At 44.5% G+C, this 19724-nt stretch carries 11 protein-coding genes, 2 tRNA genes and 3 rRNA genes; 2 read left to right on the top strand and 14 right to left on the bottom strand.

Annotated features, from left to right (window positions below; translation table 11 throughout):
- Nucleotides 1-23: 23 nt before the first annotated feature.
- The 3 genes from AC0L3Y_RS06760 to ilvA form a co-directional block, all read right to left on the bottom strand.
- Nucleotides 24-1019: a type I asparaginase gene (locus tag AC0L3Y_RS06760; RefSeq protein ID WP_473470047.1), complete on the bottom strand. Its 996-nt coding sequence runs from the start codon at nt 1017-1019 to the stop codon at nt 24-26.
- 124 nt (nt 1020-1143) lie between these two features.
- Nucleotides 1144-2877: an arginine--tRNA ligase gene (argS, locus tag AC0L3Y_RS06755; RefSeq protein ID WP_473470046.1), complete on the bottom strand. Its 1734-nt coding sequence runs from the start codon at nt 2875-2877 to the stop codon at nt 1144-1146.
- Nucleotides 2878-3014: 137 nt separating this feature from the next.
- Nucleotides 3015-4520 (bottom strand): threonine ammonia-lyase, biosynthetic, encoded by a 1506-nt coding sequence (ilvA, locus tag AC0L3Y_RS06750; protein ID WP_473470045.1) that lies wholly within the window; start codon nt 4518-4520, stop codon nt 3015-3017.
- A 310-nt stretch (nt 4521-4830) separates the two neighbouring features.
- Between ilvA and rpiA the strand changes: the two genes are divergently transcribed.
- Nucleotides 4831-5502 carry a ribose-5-phosphate isomerase RpiA gene (gene rpiA / locus AC0L3Y_RS06745; protein ID WP_473470044.1) on the top strand — a complete coding sequence of 224 codons (672 nt, stop codon included), beginning with the start codon at nt 4831-4833 and terminating at the stop codon, nt 5500-5502.
- 76 nt (nt 5503-5578) lie between these two features.
- Here rpiA and AC0L3Y_RS06740 read toward each other — a convergent pair whose 3' ends face one another.
- Nucleotides 5579-6547, bottom strand: a complete 969-nt coding sequence (locus AC0L3Y_RS06740; protein ID WP_473470043.1) for a zinc transporter ZntB — start codon at nt 6545-6547, stop codon at nt 5579-5581.
- Nucleotides 6548-6693: 146 nt separating this feature from the next.
- Here AC0L3Y_RS06740 and AC0L3Y_RS06735 point away from each other — a divergent pair, with 146 nt between their 5' ends.
- Nucleotides 6694-7653 carry a class 1 fructose-bisphosphatase gene (locus tag AC0L3Y_RS06735; RefSeq protein WP_473470042.1) on the top strand — a complete coding sequence of 320 codons (960 nt, stop codon included), beginning with the start codon at nt 6694-6696 and terminating at the stop codon, nt 7651-7653.
- Nucleotides 7654-8210: 557 nt separating this feature from the next.
- On the opposite strand, the gene rrf is transcribed toward AC0L3Y_RS06735, so the two are convergent.
- From rrf to ribF, 10 genes are all read right to left on the bottom strand, one after another.
- Nucleotides 8211-8325, bottom strand: a 5S ribosomal RNA gene (gene rrf / locus AC0L3Y_RS06730).
- Between the two features lie 177 nt (nt 8326-8502).
- Nucleotides 8503-11399 (bottom strand): 23S ribosomal RNA (locus AC0L3Y_RS06725).
- Between the two features lie 282 nt (nt 11400-11681).
- A tRNA-Ala gene (locus AC0L3Y_RS06720) sits at nt 11682-11757 on the bottom strand.
- Between the two features lie 142 nt (nt 11758-11899).
- Nucleotides 11900-11976, bottom strand: a tRNA-Ile gene (locus AC0L3Y_RS06715).
- A gap of 106 nt (nt 11977-12082) precedes the next feature.
- Nucleotides 12083-13622: ribosomal RNA gene (locus tag AC0L3Y_RS06710) — 16S ribosomal RNA — on the bottom strand.
- Together the 16S, 23S and 5S rRNA genes with 2 tRNA genes alongside form the textbook arrangement of a ribosomal RNA operon.
- Before the next feature lie 362 nt (nt 13623-13984).
- Nucleotides 13985-14935, bottom strand: coding sequence for a 4-hydroxy-3-methylbut-2-enyl diphosphate reductase (ispH, locus tag AC0L3Y_RS06705; protein WP_473470041.1), 951 nt, complete (start codon nt 14933-14935; stop codon nt 13985-13987).
- Nucleotides 14932-15363: an FKBP-type peptidyl-prolyl cis-trans isomerase gene (locus AC0L3Y_RS06700; protein ID WP_473470040.1), complete on the bottom strand. Its 432-nt coding sequence runs from the start codon at nt 15361-15363 to the stop codon at nt 14932-14934. The genes ispH and AC0L3Y_RS06700 overlap by 4 nt, the downstream gene beginning before the upstream one ends.
- Nucleotides 15360-15851 (bottom strand): signal peptidase II, encoded by a 492-nt coding sequence (gene lspA / locus AC0L3Y_RS06695; RefSeq protein ID WP_473470039.1) that lies wholly within the window; start codon nt 15849-15851, stop codon nt 15360-15362. Before lspA ends, AC0L3Y_RS06700 begins: the two co-directional genes overlap by 4 nt.
- 15 nt (nt 15852-15866) lie before the next feature.
- Entirely contained in the window at nt 15867-18689 is a 2823-nt protein-coding gene (gene ileS / locus AC0L3Y_RS06690; protein ID WP_473470038.1) for an isoleucine--tRNA ligase, read from the bottom strand.
- A 27-nt stretch (nt 18690-18716) separates the two neighbouring features.
- Nucleotides 18717-19652, bottom strand: a complete 936-nt coding sequence (gene ribF, locus AC0L3Y_RS06685; RefSeq protein ID WP_473470037.1) for a bifunctional riboflavin kinase/FAD synthetase — start codon at nt 19650-19652, stop codon at nt 18717-18719.
- Nucleotides 19653-19724 lie beyond the last annotated feature (72 nt).

Genomic DNA, 19724 nt, shown 5'->3' with positions numbered 1-19724 from the left:
AACAGGAAAATACCTTGTTACTATTAAAACGACTCTCTTATTTCTCTACTACTTAAGCCTAATCCAATAAGAAAATGCAGCTTCGTAAACGCTGCTTCGTAGGTCATGTCTTTACCTGACGTGACACCAACTTCTACTAATGCAGACCCTGCCGCATAAGCGCCAGCAACCACACTACCCGCTCCGCATTGACTAATATTCACAACCACCACACCCCGATCCGTTGCGGCCTTTAATAGTGCTAATAAGGCTTCATTTTTATCTGGGGCATTGCCAGCACCATAGCTTAATAGCACAGCTCCTTTCACTTTTTCGTTCAATAAACCTTGCCAATGCTCAGCTTGTACACCGGGGAAAACAGGGAGAATAGTAACTGCTTCTTCCGCCATTTCTGGAATCTGAACGGTCATAGGAGATGCTGCCTGCGAGCTTTCTTGCCAGCGCCAATCGATTCCCAAGAGACCGCGTTCTGGCGAATTTGGAGAACGGAATGCTTGCCAGTCACTGGTGTGGGCTTTGTGGGCTCGATCGCCTTTGATCAAACGTCCGCCAAAGAATAAAGACACTCCATTAGCCACGCCTTCACGGCCTAATTCTTTACAAGCCGACTCTTCACAGGCAGAGATGGCTCCCAACACATTAATCATCGCATCTGTTCTAGCTTTGAACATCGGTACTTGGGAGCCAGTGACGATAATTGACTTATCACTGTCTGCAAACATAAAAGACAAAGCCGCTGCGGTATAAGCCATGGTGTCTGTACCATGCAATACAATAAAGGCGTCGAACTCTTGCCATTTACTTTCGATATCACGAGCAATCATAGTCCAGTCTTTTGGTGTAGCATTGGAAGAATCGATCAGATCAGAATAGCTCTGTATAACAAAATCATGAGTCAGTTCATCAAATCCGTTCAATTGCTTAGCAAGATGATCTGCAAAAGCCGCATCAGGCACTAATCCCTGCTCAGATGGCACCATACCAATGGTACCGCCAGTGTAAGCAATATAAATCTTCATCTGATTTCTTCCTACTTCTTAAATTTTATTTCCAACTAGATGTTCGACCTGATTTTAGGTCTAAAAAAAGGCGCTTATCACAAAGAAAAAGCGCCTTTCGTTTATTCATTAAGTAAAACACATATTACATACGTTCTAGTGTTTCAATACCTAATAACGACAAACCGAGCTTCAATGTTGATGCTGTATTCAGGGCCAATTGAAGACGACTCTGTTTAACATCTTCTTCTGCGTTCAAAATTGGGCAGGCTTCATAGAATGTCATAAAAGTACCTGCTAAATCATATAGATAAGCACATAAGAAATGCGGCATACCATCATTCGCAACTTGTTGAATCGCTTCTTCAAACTGACATAACTTAACCGCTAACGCACGCTCTTGATCAGCAACAATTGAAATGTCACCAGTTAAGCTCGCTACATCCATCTCGGAACGTTTTACGATACTCGCTACTCGAGAATAAGCGTACAGCAAATAAGGTGCTGTATTGCCTTCAAAGCTCAACATGGTATCCCAGTTGAAAACATAATCACTAGTACGATTTTTTGAAAGATCAGCGTATTTAACCGAAGCAATACCTACAACACGACCAATGTTACGAAGCTCTTCTTCGTCCATATCCGTATTCTTAGATGCAACCAGTTTATACGCTCGCTCTTTTGCTTCGTCTAGCAAGTCAGATAATTTTGCTACACCACCAGAGCGCGTCTTAAATGGTTTCCCATCAGAACCCATTACAGTACCAAATGGCATGTGTTCTAATTGCGTTTCTGGTTTAACAAAACCAGCTTTACGAGATAAAGTGAAGATTTGCTGAAAATGCAAAGATTGGCGCGCATCAACAAAATACAGAACGCGATCAGCGTCTAACGTATGTTGACGGAAACGAACCGCAGCTAAATCCGTTGTCGCATATAAAAAGCCTCCACCGGTTTTTTGCACAATAACAGGCGTAATCTCACCCTCTTTGTTAGCAAACTCTTCCATGAAGACACATTGCGCACCATTAGACTCTTGTAATAAACCTTGTTCAGTTAACTCGTTTACGACGTTCTGTAGATCATCGTTATAAGCACTTTCAGGCATAACATGCTGACGTTCCAAAGAAACACCTAACTCTCGATAAGTTTCTTCACAATGAGCCAAAGAGATATTAATGAACTCGTCCCACAACGCTAAACAGCCTTCATCTCCAGATTGCAAGGCAACAACCAATTCACGAGCGCGTGTTGCAAAACCTTCATCTTCATCGAAACAGTTTTTTGCCGCACGGTAAAAGGTTTCAAGATCTGACAAAACCATGCTGATTTCAGCAGATTCAGAACGTAAACGTTCCATATACGCTAGCAACATACCGAATTGTGTTCCCCAGTCACCTACGTGATTTTGACGAACCACACGATGACCAAGAAACTCCAACGTGCGTACCACTGCATCGCCAATCACCGTCGAACGTAAATGACCAACATGCATCTCTTTGGCAAGATTTGGTGAAGAATAATCAACCACAACGGTTTCTGGAGCAGTCACTTCGTTCACATCAAGACGTTCACTGGTGCGAAGCTGAACAAGCTCTTTACCTAACCAGATATTTTTCAGAAAAATATTAATAAAGCCTGGTCCAGCAATTTCGATCTTGTCAGCAATATCAGATAAATCTAACTTTTCTAAGGTGGCTTGAGCAAAATCACGAGGATTCATCTTCAATGCTTTTGCCGCGCCCATGATGCCATTCGCTTGGTAGTCACCAAATTGTGCTTTCGCAGATTGACGAACTAAAGCCAGTGCCGTATCTGATGCGCCGGCGGTAACCATTGCGGCTTGAATACGTTGATTAAGAAGAGTTTGAATATTCACTACAGAAGACCTTTAAACAGTATGTGTGTTGTTTTAATGGCAACACATCAGAATCACACAGCCCTCTGATTGTTTGTGCAATCAGAGGGCTGAATTCAAGAAAATAATGGCGCTAATGATAACTGATTTTCATGCTTTTAGCGAAAGAACAGCTTGCAGGCTTCATTGTTATTTTCGTCTTGATATGGATAACCCAGTTCATCCAAGTAATGGGTTACATCAGTTTCTTCTCCTGCCGCTTGCAAGCCGACTAGAACTCGACCATAAGCATCACCATGATTGCGATAATGGAACATAGAAATATTCCACTGCCCTCCAAGCATATTAAGGAATTTCAACAATGCACCAGGACGTTCAGGAAATTCGAAACTGTAAAGTAACTCACCTTTTTCACTGCGCAAATGACCACCAATCATATGACGAACATGAACTTTAGCGGTTTCATCGTCCGTTAAATCCGTTATTTCGTAATCTTTCAGATCATTCAATAGTTCTTTACGACTATGAGGACTACCACCCAAAGCCACACCAACAAAGATTACAGCTTGCTTATCATCACCGTATCGGTAATTAAACTCGGTAATGCTTCGACCAACCAAAGCCTGACAGAAATCCTTGAAGCTACCTGGATGTTCTGGAATTTTTACCGCGATAATGGCTTCACGTTTTTCACCTAACTCAGCGCGTTCTGAAACATGACGTAAACGGTCAAAGTTAACGTTCGCGCCACTGTTGATAGCGATTAAGGTTTGACCTTTCGCCCCTTCTCGCTCGATGTATTTTTTCAGTCCTGCTAACGCACAAGCACCAGCGGGTTCTGTGATCGCGCGAGTATCATCGTAGATGTCTTTGATCGCGGCACACATTTCATCTGTCGTTACAGTGATCACTTCATCAACAGTGTCTTTGGCAATGTTAAAGGTGTTCTGACCAATCTCTGCGACCGCAACGCCTTCTGCAAAAATACCCACTTGAGCCAAACGAGTTGGTTTGCCTTTTTCCAATGCGACTTTTAGACAAGCAGCATCTTCTGGCTCAACACCAATTATTTTAATATCTGGACGTAGATATTTAATGTAAGCAGAAACTCCGGCGATTAACCCCCCACCACCAACAGGAATAAAAATCGCATCGATGTGGCCCGTTTGCTGACGCAAGATTTCCATGCCGATCGTACCTTGACCTGCAATAGTATCCAAATCATCAAATGGATGAACATATACTTGACCTGTTTTCTCCATGATTTCGCGAGACTTTGCCGATGCCTCATCAAATGCATCACCAAATAAAATAACTTCTGCACCATGGTTACGAACAGCACTAACTTTCACTTCAGGTGTGGTGGCCGGCATAACAATCGTCGCTTGAATACCAAGCTTTTTCGCCGCTAAAGCTAAACCTTGTGCATGATTTCCAGCGGAAGCAGCAATCACGCCTTTAGCGCGCTCTTCTGGTGTTAATTGACAAATTTTGTTGTATGCCCCACGAATTTTGAATGAGAAAACAGGCTGTAAATCTTCTCGCTTCAAAATAATCTCGTTACCTAATCGATTAGATAATTGATTAGCACGAGACAGTGGTGTTTCTACGGCAACGTCATAAACGCGCGCCTGTAGAATTTTTTTAATCATGGAATGGGGCATAGTACTTCCTAAACGAAAATATAAGTCGTCCGTGCTGCTATTCTTTACAACACATATATTGCAATGGATTTTCTGCAATAAAAGAGACGGACTTTGCGAATCAAAAAAACCGAACATGAAATATACTCTTTCACCACTCTTCACGCAAAGACAGATCCGGTTAAACACAAAGGTAAAAGTCGATAAAAACATCCCATAGACTGATCTAACAGGGTAACAATCACAAAATGAAGCGCTTATAATATCTTGACCATCAGAGGCAACTTTCTTCTAAAGATCTGTGAAAAACAATAACCAAAGGCTCAACACCATGACTCAAAACGAACTCAAGCAAGCGGTTGCTGAAGCCGCCGTTAGCTACATTCTTCCTATATTGGAATCTGACACTATTGTAGGTGTTGGAACTGGCTCGACTGCAAACTTATTCATTGATGAATTGGCAAAACACAAAAGCAAGTTCGATGGTACAGTGGCAAGTTCTGAAGCCTCTGCTGAGCGACTTAAAAAGCATGGCATTCCTGTCTACGATTTAAATAGCGTCAATGAGATTCGCGTCTATGTGGACGGTGCTGATGAATCTAACGAACACTTACATTTGATAAAAGGCGGGGGCGCGGCATTAACCCGCGAGAAAATCGTCGCTGCTTGTAGTGAAGAGTTTGTTTGTATTGCGGATGAATCGAAATTAGTCAATGTGTTAGGAGACTTTCCTTTACCTGTTGAGATTATCCCGATGGCGCGTGGTCATGTTGCCCGTGAACTAGTAAAACTGGGTGGTGATCCAGTTTATCGTGAAGGTGTAATAACCGATAACGGCAATCATATATTAGATGTCTATAACTTAGAAATCCTTGACCCAATTGCATTAGAAAAAAGCATCGATGGGATTGTAGGTGTGGTTACCAATGGTCTGTTCGCTAAACGCTCAGCGGATATTTTGCTGATTGCGACAAACGACGGTATCAAGACTCTAAAAAGATAGTTTAAGCGACATGCAAAGCTTCTACTGTTCAGAAGCCTTGCATGTTTCATATTATTTTTAATTCAATACTAGTTAATTAGAACCAGCGACTTCTTCTCATCAAGAGAAATTGCCCACCGCCCAGAACAGCTAAAGCAATACAAAATAGCCAAAATGCAGCATCACTGCCTGTACCAGGCATACCACCAATATTAATCCCAAACAATCCTGTCAAAAAACCCAATGGCATAAAAATACCAGACAAAATAGAAAGCACATACATACGAGCATTCATTTTTTCTGCCTGCAAGTTAGCAAACTCTTCCTGCATTAATAAACAACGCTCACGTAATGATTCAAGCCCTTCCACATAACGAGTAATATCGTTAGCGGCTTCCTGAACTTGAGAAATTTGCTCTGTGGTCATCCAAGTGTGAGATTCTTGTGACAATTTATTAATGGCTTCTTTTTGCGGTACTAAAAAACGTCGTAAACGAATAATTTCAAGACGACGTTTTACTAATGAATCGCGCTGACCAACTTCGATTTGCTCGCCGATACTTTCCTCTAAATCAGCTAGCTCATCTTCTAAGCTGGAAATCACAGTTGCCATGCGTCCAGTTAATGTTTCAGTCAGAGTCGAAACAATATCTGCTGTATTAATTGGGCCTTCATTATTAGAAAGGTCTCGCACCACGTCTTGTACAGACAATAGTTTCCGGCGACGACTCGACACAATAAAATGCGGTGTTACCCAAAGGCGTAAAGACACCATATCCGATGGATTGGATTCAGGGTTTAAGTTAACACCTCGTAGAGTCAATAGCAGACCTTCACCCATTCTGACTGTACGTGGGCGTGTCTCTTCTGCAAATAAGGCCTCTACGACTGTTTCAGAAACATCATCTAGACTTGATAACCACTCTCGACCATCATCTCCAAGGCCGTCCAAATGCACCCAACGACTACCATGGTCTGGTAGAGTTTTTGGTAAATCCGAATCAGACAAAGTAGCAGCACCACCCTGACCATCAAGTTCTAAGTTATATACAACAAACGCAGACATATCTATTCCCCTTAGTAGTTCGCGTAGATTATCCGAAAAAACATGCTTTCCCTATTTATTTTCGCGCTAAAGAAGCACCTTGGCTGACACTCTCTTCCTAGAATGGCATAATTTCAACAACCTAAATAATAAGGAAATGCCAGACAATGCAAAACCTATCTGATGTTTTAGTATCAAGCTCAACACCGAAAGCATTACAAACTGTTTTAACAGTGACCACTGAAACCTGTATAACTATTTCTGATGCGCTTAAACAAGGTTCATTGGCTGGCATCTTAGGCATGGCTGGAAATGAAAACGTTCAAGGAGAAGAACAGAAAAAACTAGATGTCATTTCTAACGATATGTTGAAAGATGCACTAGCAGCCTGTTCTGCTGTAAGGGCCATCGCATCAGAAGAAGAAGATTACATCGTTCCAGCAAATACAGATGGCGAGTATTTTATTGCTTTTGACCCTCTCGATGGATCATCGAACATCGACATAAATGCGATGGTTGGGACAATTTTTTCTATCTATCACCAAACAGGTGACAAGCCAGCAATAGAAGCCGACTTCCTAATTCCTGGCAAAGAACAAGTGGCGGCAGGTTATGTACTTTATGGCCCATCAACAATGCTAGTTTTGACAACAGGCGATGGAGTCAACATGTTCACTTATGATCCGACCAAACAAACCTTTATTCTTACTCATGAGCAAATTACTGTCCCTAAAGAAACTCAAGAGTTTGCTATCAACATGTCTAATCAGCGCTTTTGGTCTAAGAGCATACAAGGCTATGTTAATGATCTTATAAAAGGCAAAGATGGCTCTCGTGAAAAAGATTTTAATATGCGTTGGGTTGCAGCAATGGTTGGCGATGTACACCGCATCCTTTGTCGGGGTGGTATTTTCATTTACCCATGGGATAACAAAGACCCTACTAAAGCTGGCAAACTGCGCCTTATGTATGAAGCGAACCCAATGGCAATGTTATTAGAGCAAGCTGGCGGAAAAGCTCATACACACACTCAACGTATTCTAGACATACAACCTGAAGCTATCCACCAACGCGTAGCCGTTATACTTGGGGCCGCAAACGAAGTGGATAAGTGCTTAAGTTATTAACAACTCAAGCGTTATTAGATTTCTGTATTCTGTATAACTAAAAGCCCTGATAGGTTCTCCTATCAGGGCTTTTTCTATTCTTAACCTAATATCACGGAATCTAATAAGATCACTTCCTTGCCTTTCGATCACACTAATACCTTAAACGATGGGGTGTTGTTTTTGATTGACGCTGACGGGTCGAGGCACAGGGCACGAGGAAGGCCTAAACAATAGAAGGTAAGGCAGTAGATCTAAAGGAGTAGCTTCTTGGTTGTCATTTACGCAGACGCGTCGAGGCACGAGACAGGCGCAAGTAAATGACAACCAAGACGCGCTCGTTTCCAAATAGGCCAGAACGAAAAAAACCCTGACAGCGTTGGCTATGTGGGGCTCTTAGTATTATAAGCTTGACGACTTAGTGTTCTCACATGCTTAGCTACAATAAAAAACCCCACACAGCGTTGGCTATGTGGGGCTCTTAGTATTATAAGCTTGACGACTTAGTGTTCTCACATGCTTATCTGCAATAAAAAACCCCACACAGCGTTGGCTATGTGGGGCTCTTAGTATTATAAGCTTGACGACGACCTACTCTCACATGGGATCTCCCACACTACCATCGGCGATGACGCTTTTCACTTCTGAGTTCGGGATGGGATCAGGTGGTTCAACGTCTCTATGATCGTCAAGCAATTCGGTTGCGTTCGTTCTGGTGGCTGAGTTCATCTTATTCGATGTTCTCTTTGTCGCCTTACCAAAACACGCGAAGACATGCTTGGATCTTTAACAATTCGTTTTGAAATAACGGTAATCAAGGTTAAACCAGTTTCTATCGTAATATGTATCTTAAAACCACTTTGGTGTTATATGGTCAAGCCTCACGAGCAATTAGTATTGGTTAGCTCAATGCCTCACAGCACTTACACACCCAACCTATCAACGTCCTAGTCTCGAACGGCTCTTTAGGGGACTTATGTCCCAGTGAGATCTTATCTTGAGGGAGGCTTCCCGCTTAGATGCTTTCAGCGGTTATCCCGTCCGAACGTAGCTACCCGGCAATGCCACTGGCGTGACAACCGGAACACCAGAGGTTCGTCCACTCCGGTCCTCTCGTACTAGGAGCAGCTCCTCTCAAATCTCAAACGTCCACGGCAGATAGGGACCGAACTGTCTCACGACGTTCTAAACCCAGCTCGCGTACCACTTTAAATGGCGAACAGCCATACCCTTGGGACCGGCTTCAGCCCCAGGATGTGATGAGCCGACATCGAGGTGCCAAACACCGCCGTCGATGTGAACTCTTGGGCGGTATCAGCCTGTTATCCCCGGAGTACCTTTTATCCGTTGAGCGATGGCCCTTCCATACAGAACCACCGGATCACTAAGACCTACTTTCGTACCTGCTCGACGTGTCTGTCTCGCAGTTAAGCGTGCTTTTGCCTTTACACTCTATGCATGATTTCCGACCATGCTGAGCACACCTTCGTGCTCCTCCGTTACTCTTTGGGAGGAGACCGCCCCAGTCAAACTACCCACCACACAGTGTCCTCGATCCAGATAATGGACCTGAGTTAGAACCTCAAACATACCAGGGTGGTATTTCAAGATTGGCTCCAATAGAACTGGCGTCCTATCTTCAAAGCCTCCCACCTATCCTACACAAATAGGTTCAAAGTTCACTGTGAAGCTATAGTAAAGGTTCACGGGGTCTTTCCGTCTAGCCGCGGATACACAGCATCTTCACTGCGATTTCAATTTCACTGAGTCTCGGGTGGAGACAGTGTGGCCATCGTTACGCCATTCGTGCAGGTCGGAACTTACCCGACAAGGAATTTCGCTACCTTAGGACCGTTATAGTTACGGCCGCCGTTTACTTGGGCTTCGATCAAGAGCTTCGCTTACGCTAACCCCATCAATTAACCTTCAAGCACCGGGCAGGCGTCACACCCTATACGTCCACTTTCGTGTTTGCAGAGTGCTGTGTTTTTAATAAACAGTCGCAGCCACCTGGTATCTTCGACCGACTAGTGCTTACGGAGCAAGTCCTTCACACCGGCCGGCGTACCTTCTCCCGAAGTTACGGTACCATTTTGCCTAGTTCCTTCACCCGAGTTCTCTCAAGCGCCTTGGTATTCTCTACCTGACCACCTGTGTCGGTTTGGGGTACGGTTCGAACATATCTGAAGCTTAGAAGTTTTTCCTGGAAGCATGGCATCAACCACTTCACCCAAAAGAGGGCTCGTCGTCAGTTCTCGGTCTCCCCAATAAAGGGAGGTGCCCGGATTTGCCTAAGCACCTAACCTACCGCCTTAAACACAGACAACCATCGCTGTGCTGGCCTAGCCTTCTCCGTCTCTCCATCGCAATATGTACGAGTACAGGAATATTAACCTGTTTCCCATCGACTACGCATTTCTGCCTCGCCTTAGGGGCCGACTCACCCTGCCCTGATTAACATGGGACAGGAAACCTTGGTCTTCCGGCGGGGGAGTTTTTCACTCCCCTTATCGTTACTCATGTCAACATTCGCACTTCTGATACCTCCAGCCTGCCTTACAGCTTGACCTTCAACGGCTTACAGAACGCTCCTCTACCATGCCTAGTAAACTAAGCATCCGTAGCTTCGGTGTACAGTTTGAGCCCCGTTATATCTTCCGCGCAGGCCGACTCGACTAGTGAGCTATTACGCTTTCTTTAAAGGATGGCTGCTTCTAAGCCAACCTCCTAGCTGTCTAAGCCTTCCCACATCGTTTCCCACTTAACTGTAACTTTGGGACCTTAGCTGACGGTCTGGGTTGTTTCCCTTTCCACGACGGACGTTAGCACCCGCCGTGTGTCTCCCGTAATTGCACTCATTGGTATTCGGAGTTTGCATGGGGTTGGTAAGTCGGGATGACCCCCTAGCCCAAACAGTGCTCTACCCCCAATGGTGAGATACGAGGCGCTACCTAAATAGCTTTCGAGGAGAACCAGCTATCTCCGAGCTTGATTAGCCTTTCACTCCTATCCACAAGTCATCCCCGGACTTTTCAACGTACGTGGGTTCGGTCCTCCAGTTAGTGTTACCCAACCTTCAACCTGCTCATGGATAGATCGCCCGGTTTCGGGTCTATTCCCAGCAACTAAACGCCCTATTAAGACTCGGTTTCCCTACGGCTCCACTACTCGCTTAACCTTGCTACTGAAAATAAGTCGTTGACCCATTATACAAAAGGTACGCAGTCACGGAACAAGTCCGCTCCCACTGCTTGTACGTACACGGTTTCAGGATCTATTTCACTCCCCTCACAGGGGTTCTTTTCGCCTTTCCCTCACGGTACTGGTTCACTATCGGTCAGTCAGGAGTATTTAGCCTTGGAGGATGGTCCCCCCATATTCAGACAGGATATCACGTGTCCCGTCCTACTCGTTTTCATGATAAAGGTGTTTTCGTATACGGGGCTATCACCCTCTACGGCGGCCCTTTCCAGAGCCTTCTACTAACACCTAAACCACTTAAGGGCTAATCCCCTTTCGCTCGCCGCTACTTAGGGAATCTCGGTTGATTTCTTTTCCTAAGGGTACTTAGATGTTTCAGTTCCCCTCGTTCGCCTCGTATGGCTATGTATTCACCATACGATACCCGCAAGCGGGTGGGTTTCCCCATTCGGACATGTTCGGATCAAAGCCTGTTTATCGACTCCCCGAACCTTTTCGCAGATTACCACGTCCTTCATCGCCTCTGACTGCCAAGGCATCCACCGTGCACGCTTGGTCACTTGACCATATAACCCAAAATAGTTTCGGATCACATACCTAAGAGCTTTTGTACCTCCTAGGATTTACGATAATAGAAGTCACTAGGTTAAAGTGAACTTCCACCGGTTTAACGCTTGATTTATCGTTATTTCAAAATTCGAATTGTTAAAGAGCAAGTTTAGTGCAAAGCACTAAGTCAGAGACTAAAAATCAGAAACACATTAAGAAATAACTTTCTTAATTGGTTTCTTTTTAGCGTCTTGCTTAGAACTCTAGCTAATCTTTTACACAGAAATACTAAGGAGAAATGGTGGAGCTATGCGGGATCGAACCGCAGACCTCCTGCGTGCAAAGCAGGCGCTCTCCCAGCTGAGCTATAGCCCCATATCTTTCACTTAGTTGTATTTGGTGGGTCTGGGCCGATTTGAACGGAAAGACATCAACCTCACCACTCTTTATTAAGGAATGGGGTTACTCTCTAACCAACGTCATTTCAGCTTTGAACCAAAATCAATTCTTGAAGAATTGGTGGGTCTGGGCCGATTTGAACGGCCGACCTCACCCTTATCAGGGGTGCGCTCTAACCAACTGAGCTACAGACCCAAATACTTTCTGTGCTTCTTATAAAGTAGATATTGTACGTCATCAGCTCTCGCCAACTTGTACCATCAGATAATTTGTGTGAACGCTCACCAGAGCTTCTATCGTTTAAGGAGGTGATCCAGCCCCAGGTTCCCCTAGGGCTACCTTGTTACGACTTCACCCCAGTCATTGACCACTCCGTGGTAACCGCCATCCCCGAAGGGTTAAGCTAGCTACTTCTGGAGCAATCAACTCCCATGGTGTGACGGGCGGTGTGTACAAGGCCCGGGAACGTATTCACCGTGGCATTCTGATCCACGATTACTAGCGATTCCGACTTCATGGAGTCGAGTTGCAGACTCCAATCCGGACTACGACGTACTTTATGGGATTCGCTCACTATCGCTAGCTTGCAGCCCTTTGTATACGCCATTGTAGCACGTGTGTAGCCCTACTCGTAAGGGCCATGATGACTTGACGTCGTCCCCACCTTCCTCCGGTTTGTCACCGGCAGTCTCCTTAAAGTTCCCACCCGAAGTGCTGGCAAATAAGGATAAGGGTTGCGCTCGTTACGGGACTTAACCCAACATTTCACAACACGAGCTGACGACAGCCATGCAGCACCTGTCTCACAGTTCCCGAAGGCACCAAGGAATCTCTTCCAAGTTCTGTGGATGTCAAGAGTAGGTAAGGTTCTTCGCGTTGCTTCGAATTAAACCACATGCTCCACCGCTTGTGCGGGCCCCCGTCAATTCATTTGAGTTTTAACCTTGCGGCCGTACTCCCCAGGCGGTCTACTTATTGCGTTAGCTGCGCCACTAAGTCATTACAACCCAACGGCTAGTAGACATCGTTTACGGCGTGGACTACCAGGGTATCTAATCCTGTTTGCTCCCCACGCTTTCGCACCTCAGTGTCAGTATCAGTCCAGGGTGTCGCCTTCGCCACTGATGTTCCTTCCTATATCTACGCATTTCACCGCTACACAGGAAATTCCACACCCCTCTACCGTACTCTAGCCTGCCAGTATCCGATGCCATTCCAAGGTTGAGCCCTGGGATTTCACATCAGACTTAACAAACCACCTACGCGCGCTTTACGCCCAGTAATTCCGATTAACGCTTGCACCCTCTGTATTACCGCGGCTGCTGGCACAGAGTTAGCCGGTGCTTCTTCTGGGGCTAACGTCAAAGTACGCTGGTATTAGCAACGTACCCTTCCTCACCCCTGAAAGTGCTTTACAACCCTAAGGCCTTCTTCACACACGCGGCATGGCTGGATCAGGCTTGCGCCCATTGTCCAATATTCCCCACTGCTGCCTCCCGTAGGAGTCTGGGCCGTGTCTCAGTCCCAGTGTGACTGGTCATCCTCTCAGACCAGTTAGAGATCGTCGCCTTGGTAGGCCTTTACCCTACCAACTAGCTAATCTCACGCAGGCTCATCTAATAGCGGAAGGTCACAAGTGATCCCCTCCTTTCCCCCTCAGGGCGTATGCGGTATTAGCATGCGTTTCCACATGTTGTCCCCCTCTACTAGGCAGATTCCTACGCGTTACTCACCCGTCCGCCGCTCGTCAGCAGGAGCAAGCTCCCCTGTTACCGCTCGACTTGCATGTGTTAAGCCTGCCGCCAGCGTTCAATCTGAGCCATGATCAAACTCTTCAGTTAAAGAACATGCTCACTCAAATCTATTACACTAACAAATAACTTAATTAATCCACCGTCCAATTAAGAACAGCAAACCAACATAAAGCGAATTGCGTGCAGACTCTCGTAAGTCTTCAATTTTTTTGACCAACTACACGCTACAAGTAGCAATGCGATGGCCTTCTGAAGTCTCTAGCGAGCGCCCACACAAATTATCTGATTATCTATTTTAAAGAGCGTTGCCGTTACACTTAAGCCACTTATCCTCTGCAAGAGAGTCAAGCCCTGTCCGTGTCAGCGAGGGCGTATATTAAGGATCTACAGATTTTCTGCAAGTATTTTTTGAATATAATTTAAATTAATTTCAAAAAATATAATTTAAATTAAACCTCAACAATACGTAGTTCTTTAGGCATAGAAAAAGAAATGTTTTCTTCTCTGCCTTTCAACTCTTCAGGAACACTACCACCTTCATTAATCAGACGTGATATTACCTCATTAACCAAAACCTCAGGAGCAGATGCCCCAGCGGTAACACCAACATTAGATATCCCTTTAAACCAGTTAGGGTCAATTTCACTAGCATTATCGATCAAAAAAGCCTTAGCACCCATTCGCTCTGCCAATTCTTTCAATCTATTTGAGTTAGAACTATTAACAGAACCAACAACCAACACTAGCTGAGATTCTTCAGCTAATGTTTTTACAGCGTCTTGTCGATTTTGCGTAGCGTAGCAAATATCATCTTTCTTAGGTCCGCGAATCATAGGAAAATGACTGCGTAGTGCATCAATAACAACGGACGTATCATCCATTGACAATGTTGTCTGTGTAACAAACGCTAATTTCTCTGGATTATTAACAGATAGATTAGCCACATCCTCCGGTGTTTCAACGAGGTATATGGCACCGCCTTGCCTATCATCATATTGCCCCATGGTTCCCTCCACTTCTGGATGACCATCGTGACCAATAAGAATACACTCCATTCCATCACGTGAATAACGCAACACTTCTAAATGTACCTTAGTCACAAGCGGACAAGTCGCATCAAAAACCTTCAGACCTCGGCTAGTCGCCTCATCTCGAACTGCCTTTGAAACACCATGCGCACTAAAAATAACAATATGGTCATTTGGCACTTGATCTAACTCATCAACAAAAACGGCACCGCGAGCCTTTAGCGATTCAACAACAAATTTGTTATGTACAACCTCATGACGTACATAAATAGGCGCCTCAAACAAATCTAGGCAGCGATTTACAATCTCTATCGCCCTATCGACACCCGCACAAAATCCACGAGGGTTAGCAAGTTGAATGGCAAAGCTCATGCCGCATCCTCTATTGCCACAATACGCACTTTAAAAGTAAGCGAACGACCAGCCAACGGATGATTAAAATCAACAACAACTTCTTTCTCACCAATTTCGGCAATCACGCCAGGCAATTCGTTTTTACTCATATCAGCAAAAGAAACCACCATACCCTCTTCAAGATCCATCGCAAATTGAGATCGAGGCATTCGCTGAATATTACTTTCGTTGTGAACACCGAATGCTTTTTCTGGAGACATAACAAATGTTGCTTCCTGCTCTATGGACATACCCAGAAGAGCCTCTTCGAATGCAGGCAATAAACTACCATCACCAAATACGAAACTCGCAGGAGCTTGAGAAAAGTTAGAATCCACTACAGAACCATCCTCAAGAGATAATTCAAAATAGAGAGTCACTCGACTACTCTTTGTAATTAAACTCATTCGCCTACACCTTCCGTTTTCTTAACTAAGATACTTTCAAACAACATTAAAATAACACCAATGGTGATAGCACTATCAGCCACATTAAAAGCAGGAAAATACCAAGATTGCTGCCAATGAAATTGAATGAAGTCAACGACATGACCATAAACAAGTCGATCATATAAATTACCGATCGCACCGCCTAAGATAAAAGTGAGAGATAGAGCCTCCCAACGGTTTTCATGCGCGACCTTAATTAAACGCCAACTAATACCAACGACCACAGCTAGGGCAATCGCTGAGAAAAACCAACGCTGCCAGCCACCAGCTTGTGCGAGAAAGCTAAAAGCGGCACCAGTGTTGTATCTAAGCGTTAAATCAAAAAACGGCAGTACAGGAATCTCCTGCCCATAAGACAAGTACGACTCAACCACCTGCTTTGTAATCCAATCCACTACAAACAAAATGAGAGCCAGCGCCCACCAGCGCTGAACTCTTTTAAACATAATAGAGACTGTCATTTAAGCGTACAGGCGTTGCTCACCTTCCCCATCTGGCAAGTTAGAGATACAACGATCACAAAGCTCAGGATGAGATTCACGTTTACCAACCTCTTCACGATGATGCCAGCAGCGGACACATTTTGTATTTTCACTCAGCTCAACATGAACTTTCAGACCTTCGAGATCTGTTTCTGCAGCATCCGCTCCAGCTTCACCCAGAGGCAACACCTTAACTTCTGACGCAATTAAAACAAACCGTAACTCTTCACCCAAACGATTCAGTGTTGCTTGTAATGCATCGTCACAGTACAAGGTGATTTCAGCACTCAAACTCGCTTTCATTTTTCCTTCACCACGAGCCGCTTCGATCACTTTATTGGTCGCGACTTTCGCTTCCAATACATGCTTCCAAAAGTCGCGTCCTAGCATTTCATCACCGGAGAACTCTTCCAGACCTTCATACCAAGTCTCTAGGAAAACAGATTCGCCTCGCGAACCCGGTAAAGTTTGCCAAATTTCATCGGCCGTGAAACTCAAAATCGGAGCAATCCAACGAGTAAAGGCCTCCATCACATGATACAAAGCCGTTTGCGCTGAACGGCGAGCTAAACTGTTTTCTTGTGTTGTATATTGACGATCCTTGATGACATCAAGATAAAAACTACCCAAATCGATTGAACAGAAGTTCTGAATTTTCTGGTTCACTGTATGGAATTGGTATTCGTTATAAGCCGCATCTAAGTCTTTTTGAAGCAATGACGCGCGATCAACAATCCAACGATCTAATGCAAGCATATCCCTTGAAGCAACCATATCTTTAGCTGGGTCGAAACCATTCAAGTTAGCCATCATGAAACGCGCAGTGTTACGAATACGGCGATAAGAATCCGCAACTCGCTTAAGAATCTCATCAGACACTGTCATTTCAGTGGTGTAATCGGTCGCCGCTACCCATAAACGAATAATATCGGCACCCAAGGTATCCATCACTTTTTGAGGCGACAACACATTACCCAAAGACTTAGACATCTTACGGCCATCACCATCAACGGTAAAACCATGAGTAAGCACTTGTTTATAAGGAGGCACGCCACGGATAGCGATCGATGTTTTAAGCGAAGACTGGAACCAACCACGATGCTGATCTGAACCTTCTAAATACAAATCGGCAGGAAAGCTTAACTCTTCACGCTGATCAATCACCGAGTAGTGAGTCACACCAGAATCAAACCAAACGTCTAACGTATCCGTTACCTTACTGTATTTTTCTGCATCGGCGCCCAATAACTCTTCGGCCTCCATTTCAAACCAAGCATCAATACCTTCGACCTCAATACGCTTAGCCACCTCTTCAATTAAACGAGGTGTTTCCGGATGAAGCTCTTGTGTTTCTTTGTTAATAAACAAAGCAATCGGCACACCCCAAGTTCGCTGACGAGACACACACCAGTCAGGACTGTTATTCAACATCCCTTCCATGCGGTTTTGACCCCAGCTTGGAACCCATTTAACACCTTCAACAGCATGCTTAGCCGCATCCAACAAACCTTCTTTTGTCATGCTAATAAACCATTGAGGCGTAGCACGGAAGATAAGCGGCGTTTTAGTACGCCAGCAATGTGGGTAACTATGAAAAATTTTCGATTCAAAAACCAAAGCATTATTACGATTAAGCGCCTCTAACACAGCACCATCAACTTTATAAACATGCAAACCAGCAAACTCGCCTGCAGCTTCTGTGTAAACACCATTATCTTGTACAAGGTTAATGGTACCAATGCCATTTTCACGACCAACATTAAAATCGTCTACGCCGTGATCTGGTGCTGTATGGACACAACCCGTACCTGCCTCAGTCGTTACGTGCTCACCCAAAATGACAGGAATATCACGCTCTAGAAATGGGTGGTCCAACATTGTGCCATTCAATTCAGCGCCAGCAGTACGACCGACTATACGAAAATCAGCAACACCATAACGCGCCATCAAACCTTCGACCATATCTTCAGCAACAATCAAACGCTCTTTACCCAAGCCCATATCCACTTCGACAAGCGCATAATTAAACTCAGGATGGACAGAAACCGCTTGGCTCGCAGGCAATGTCCAAGGCGTCGTCGTCCAAATAACAACAGAAACCTTACCTTCACCTTCTACATCAGAGAACTTAGCCAATAAAGCCTCTTCATCTTTCGGCGCATAACGCACATCCAAAGACAAAGACGTTTTATCTTGATATTCCACTTCCGCTTCCGCGAGCGCAGACCCACCAACAACACTCCAATAAACTGGCTTAAAGCCTTTTACTAGATGGCCATTTTCAGCGATCTTACCCAAAGCTCGAACGATATTCGCTTCCGTTTGGAAGTTCATAGTCAGGTAAGGCTTTTCCCAGTCTCCCATGACACCAAGACGAATAAAGTCTTTCTTCTGTTCTTCGATTTGTGTGTAAGCATATTCACGACATTTAGCACGAAACTCTTTATAGGAAACTTTTGTTCCAGCTTTACCTATGAGTTGCTCAACCTTGTGCTCAATCGGCAAACCGTGACAATCCCAACCTGGGATATAAGGCGCATCAAAACCACTAACCGTTTTTGACTTAACAATAATATCTTTGAGGATTTTGTTAACCGCATGACCAATATGAATACTGCCATTTGCGTACGGAGGGCCATCATGAAGAATAAAAGATTTACGACCTTTACTTACATCACGCACTTTCTGATACAGATCCATATCCTGCCAATGTTTCAACATTACAGGTTCACGTTTTGCCAAATCTCCACGCATTGGGAAGTCGGTATTTGGCAAATTCAGTGTCGGTTTATAATCACTCATGGTTTATCAACTTATCCTCAAAGATCATCAGTTCACTGATTGGACAAAGAAACGTAACGCCTCTTCTTTATCACATTGAATTTGTTTTTCCAGCGCTTCTAAGCCGGCCATTTTTCTTTCCGATCTAATAAACTGACAAAAAGTCACTTGCACATACTTATCATACAAGTCGCCATTAAAATCGAACACATGCACTTCTAGTATTGGCGTCTTACCTTGAACGGTAGGTCGAACACCAATATTAGCCACGCCATTATGAGATACACCGTCCGCTTCTAACGTCACAGCATACACACCAGATAACGCAGATTTAATTCCTTTGAGATGAACATTCGCTGTCGGAAACCCAAGCTTGCGCCCTAATTGCTGACCATGCACAACTCGACCACTCAAAGACACAGAGTGCCCCATATTCGCTTGAGCAGCCAAAACATCACCACGCTCAAGAGCACTTCTTACTAACGTGCTACTAACTCGCTCACCCACCCCATTTAAAACAGAAGGCGTATTTTCAACATCAAAACCATTTTGACTACCGAACTCTTGCAAGTAATCAAAATCGCCCTGACGATCACAACCAAATCGAAAGTCATCACCAACAACCAAATGCTTTACAGTCAAGCCGTCTAGCAAAATCTGCTGACAAAATGCCTGTGCATTTAACTGCTGCAATTTCGGGTTGAAAGGCATACAAAGGACATAATCAATCCCTTGCCCTTCCAGTAGCCTTACTTTATCGCGCAAACGCCCGATACGACCCGGAGCACTTTCTGGCGCAAAAAACTCTCTTGGCTGAGGCTCAAAAATCATGATCCCAGCCGGTGCATCATATTGCTTAGCAAGTGCCTTGACCCTTGCCAAAATAGCACTATGTCCCAAATGAACACCGTCAAAATTCCCAATCGTCAGCACACATTCTTTATGCTTTGAACGGATATTATGAATACCGCGAATTAACTCCATAGAACCCCGTACAAAACAATTAAACACAGCATCGGAAAAATAACCGCGATTATATAGCAGTTAACAAGATGA

Source organism: Marinomonas sp. GJ51-14, from assembly GCF_055808695.1.
The sequence above is the reverse complement of the archived record's forward strand: the minus strand, read 5'-3'. Positions and strand labels throughout refer to the sequence as shown.

Bases quoted from the DNA above. Each gene is read 5' to 3' on its own strand.
- AC0L3Y_RS06760 (WP_473470047.1), bottom strand. From the start codon at position 1,019: ATGAAGATTTATATTGCTTACACTGGCGGTACCATTGGTATGGTGCCA.
- ilvA (WP_473470045.1), bottom strand. From the start codon at position 4,520: ATGCCCCATTCCATGATTAAAAAAATTCTACAGGCGCGCGTTTATGAC.
- rpiA (WP_473470044.1), top strand. From the start codon at position 4,831: ATGACTCAAAACGAACTCAAGCAAGCGGTTGCTGAAGCCGCCGTTAGC.
- AC0L3Y_RS06740 (WP_473470043.1), bottom strand. From the start codon at position 6,547: ATGTCTGCGTTTGTTGTATATAACTTAGAACTTGATGGTCAGGGTGGT.
- AC0L3Y_RS06735 (WP_473470042.1), top strand. From the start codon at position 6,694: ATGCAAAACCTATCTGATGTTTTAGTATCAAGCTCAACACCGAAAGCA.
- ispH (WP_473470041.1), bottom strand. From the start codon at position 14,935: ATGAGCTTTGCCATTCAACTTGCTAACCCTCGTGGATTTTGTGCGGGT.
- AC0L3Y_RS06700 (WP_473470040.1), bottom strand. From the start codon at position 15,363: ATGAGTTTAATTACAAAGAGTAGTCGAGTGACTCTCTATTTTGAATTA.
- lspA (WP_473470039.1), bottom strand. From the start codon at position 15,851: ATGTTTAAAAGAGTTCAGCGCTGGTGGGCGCTGGCTCTCATTTTGTTT.
- ileS (WP_473470038.1), bottom strand. From the start codon at position 18,689: ATGAGTGATTATAAACCGACACTGAATTTGCCAAATACCGACTTCCCA.
- ribF (WP_473470037.1), bottom strand. From the start codon at position 19,652: ATGGAGTTAATTCGCGGTATTCATAATATCCGTTCAAAGCATAAAGAA.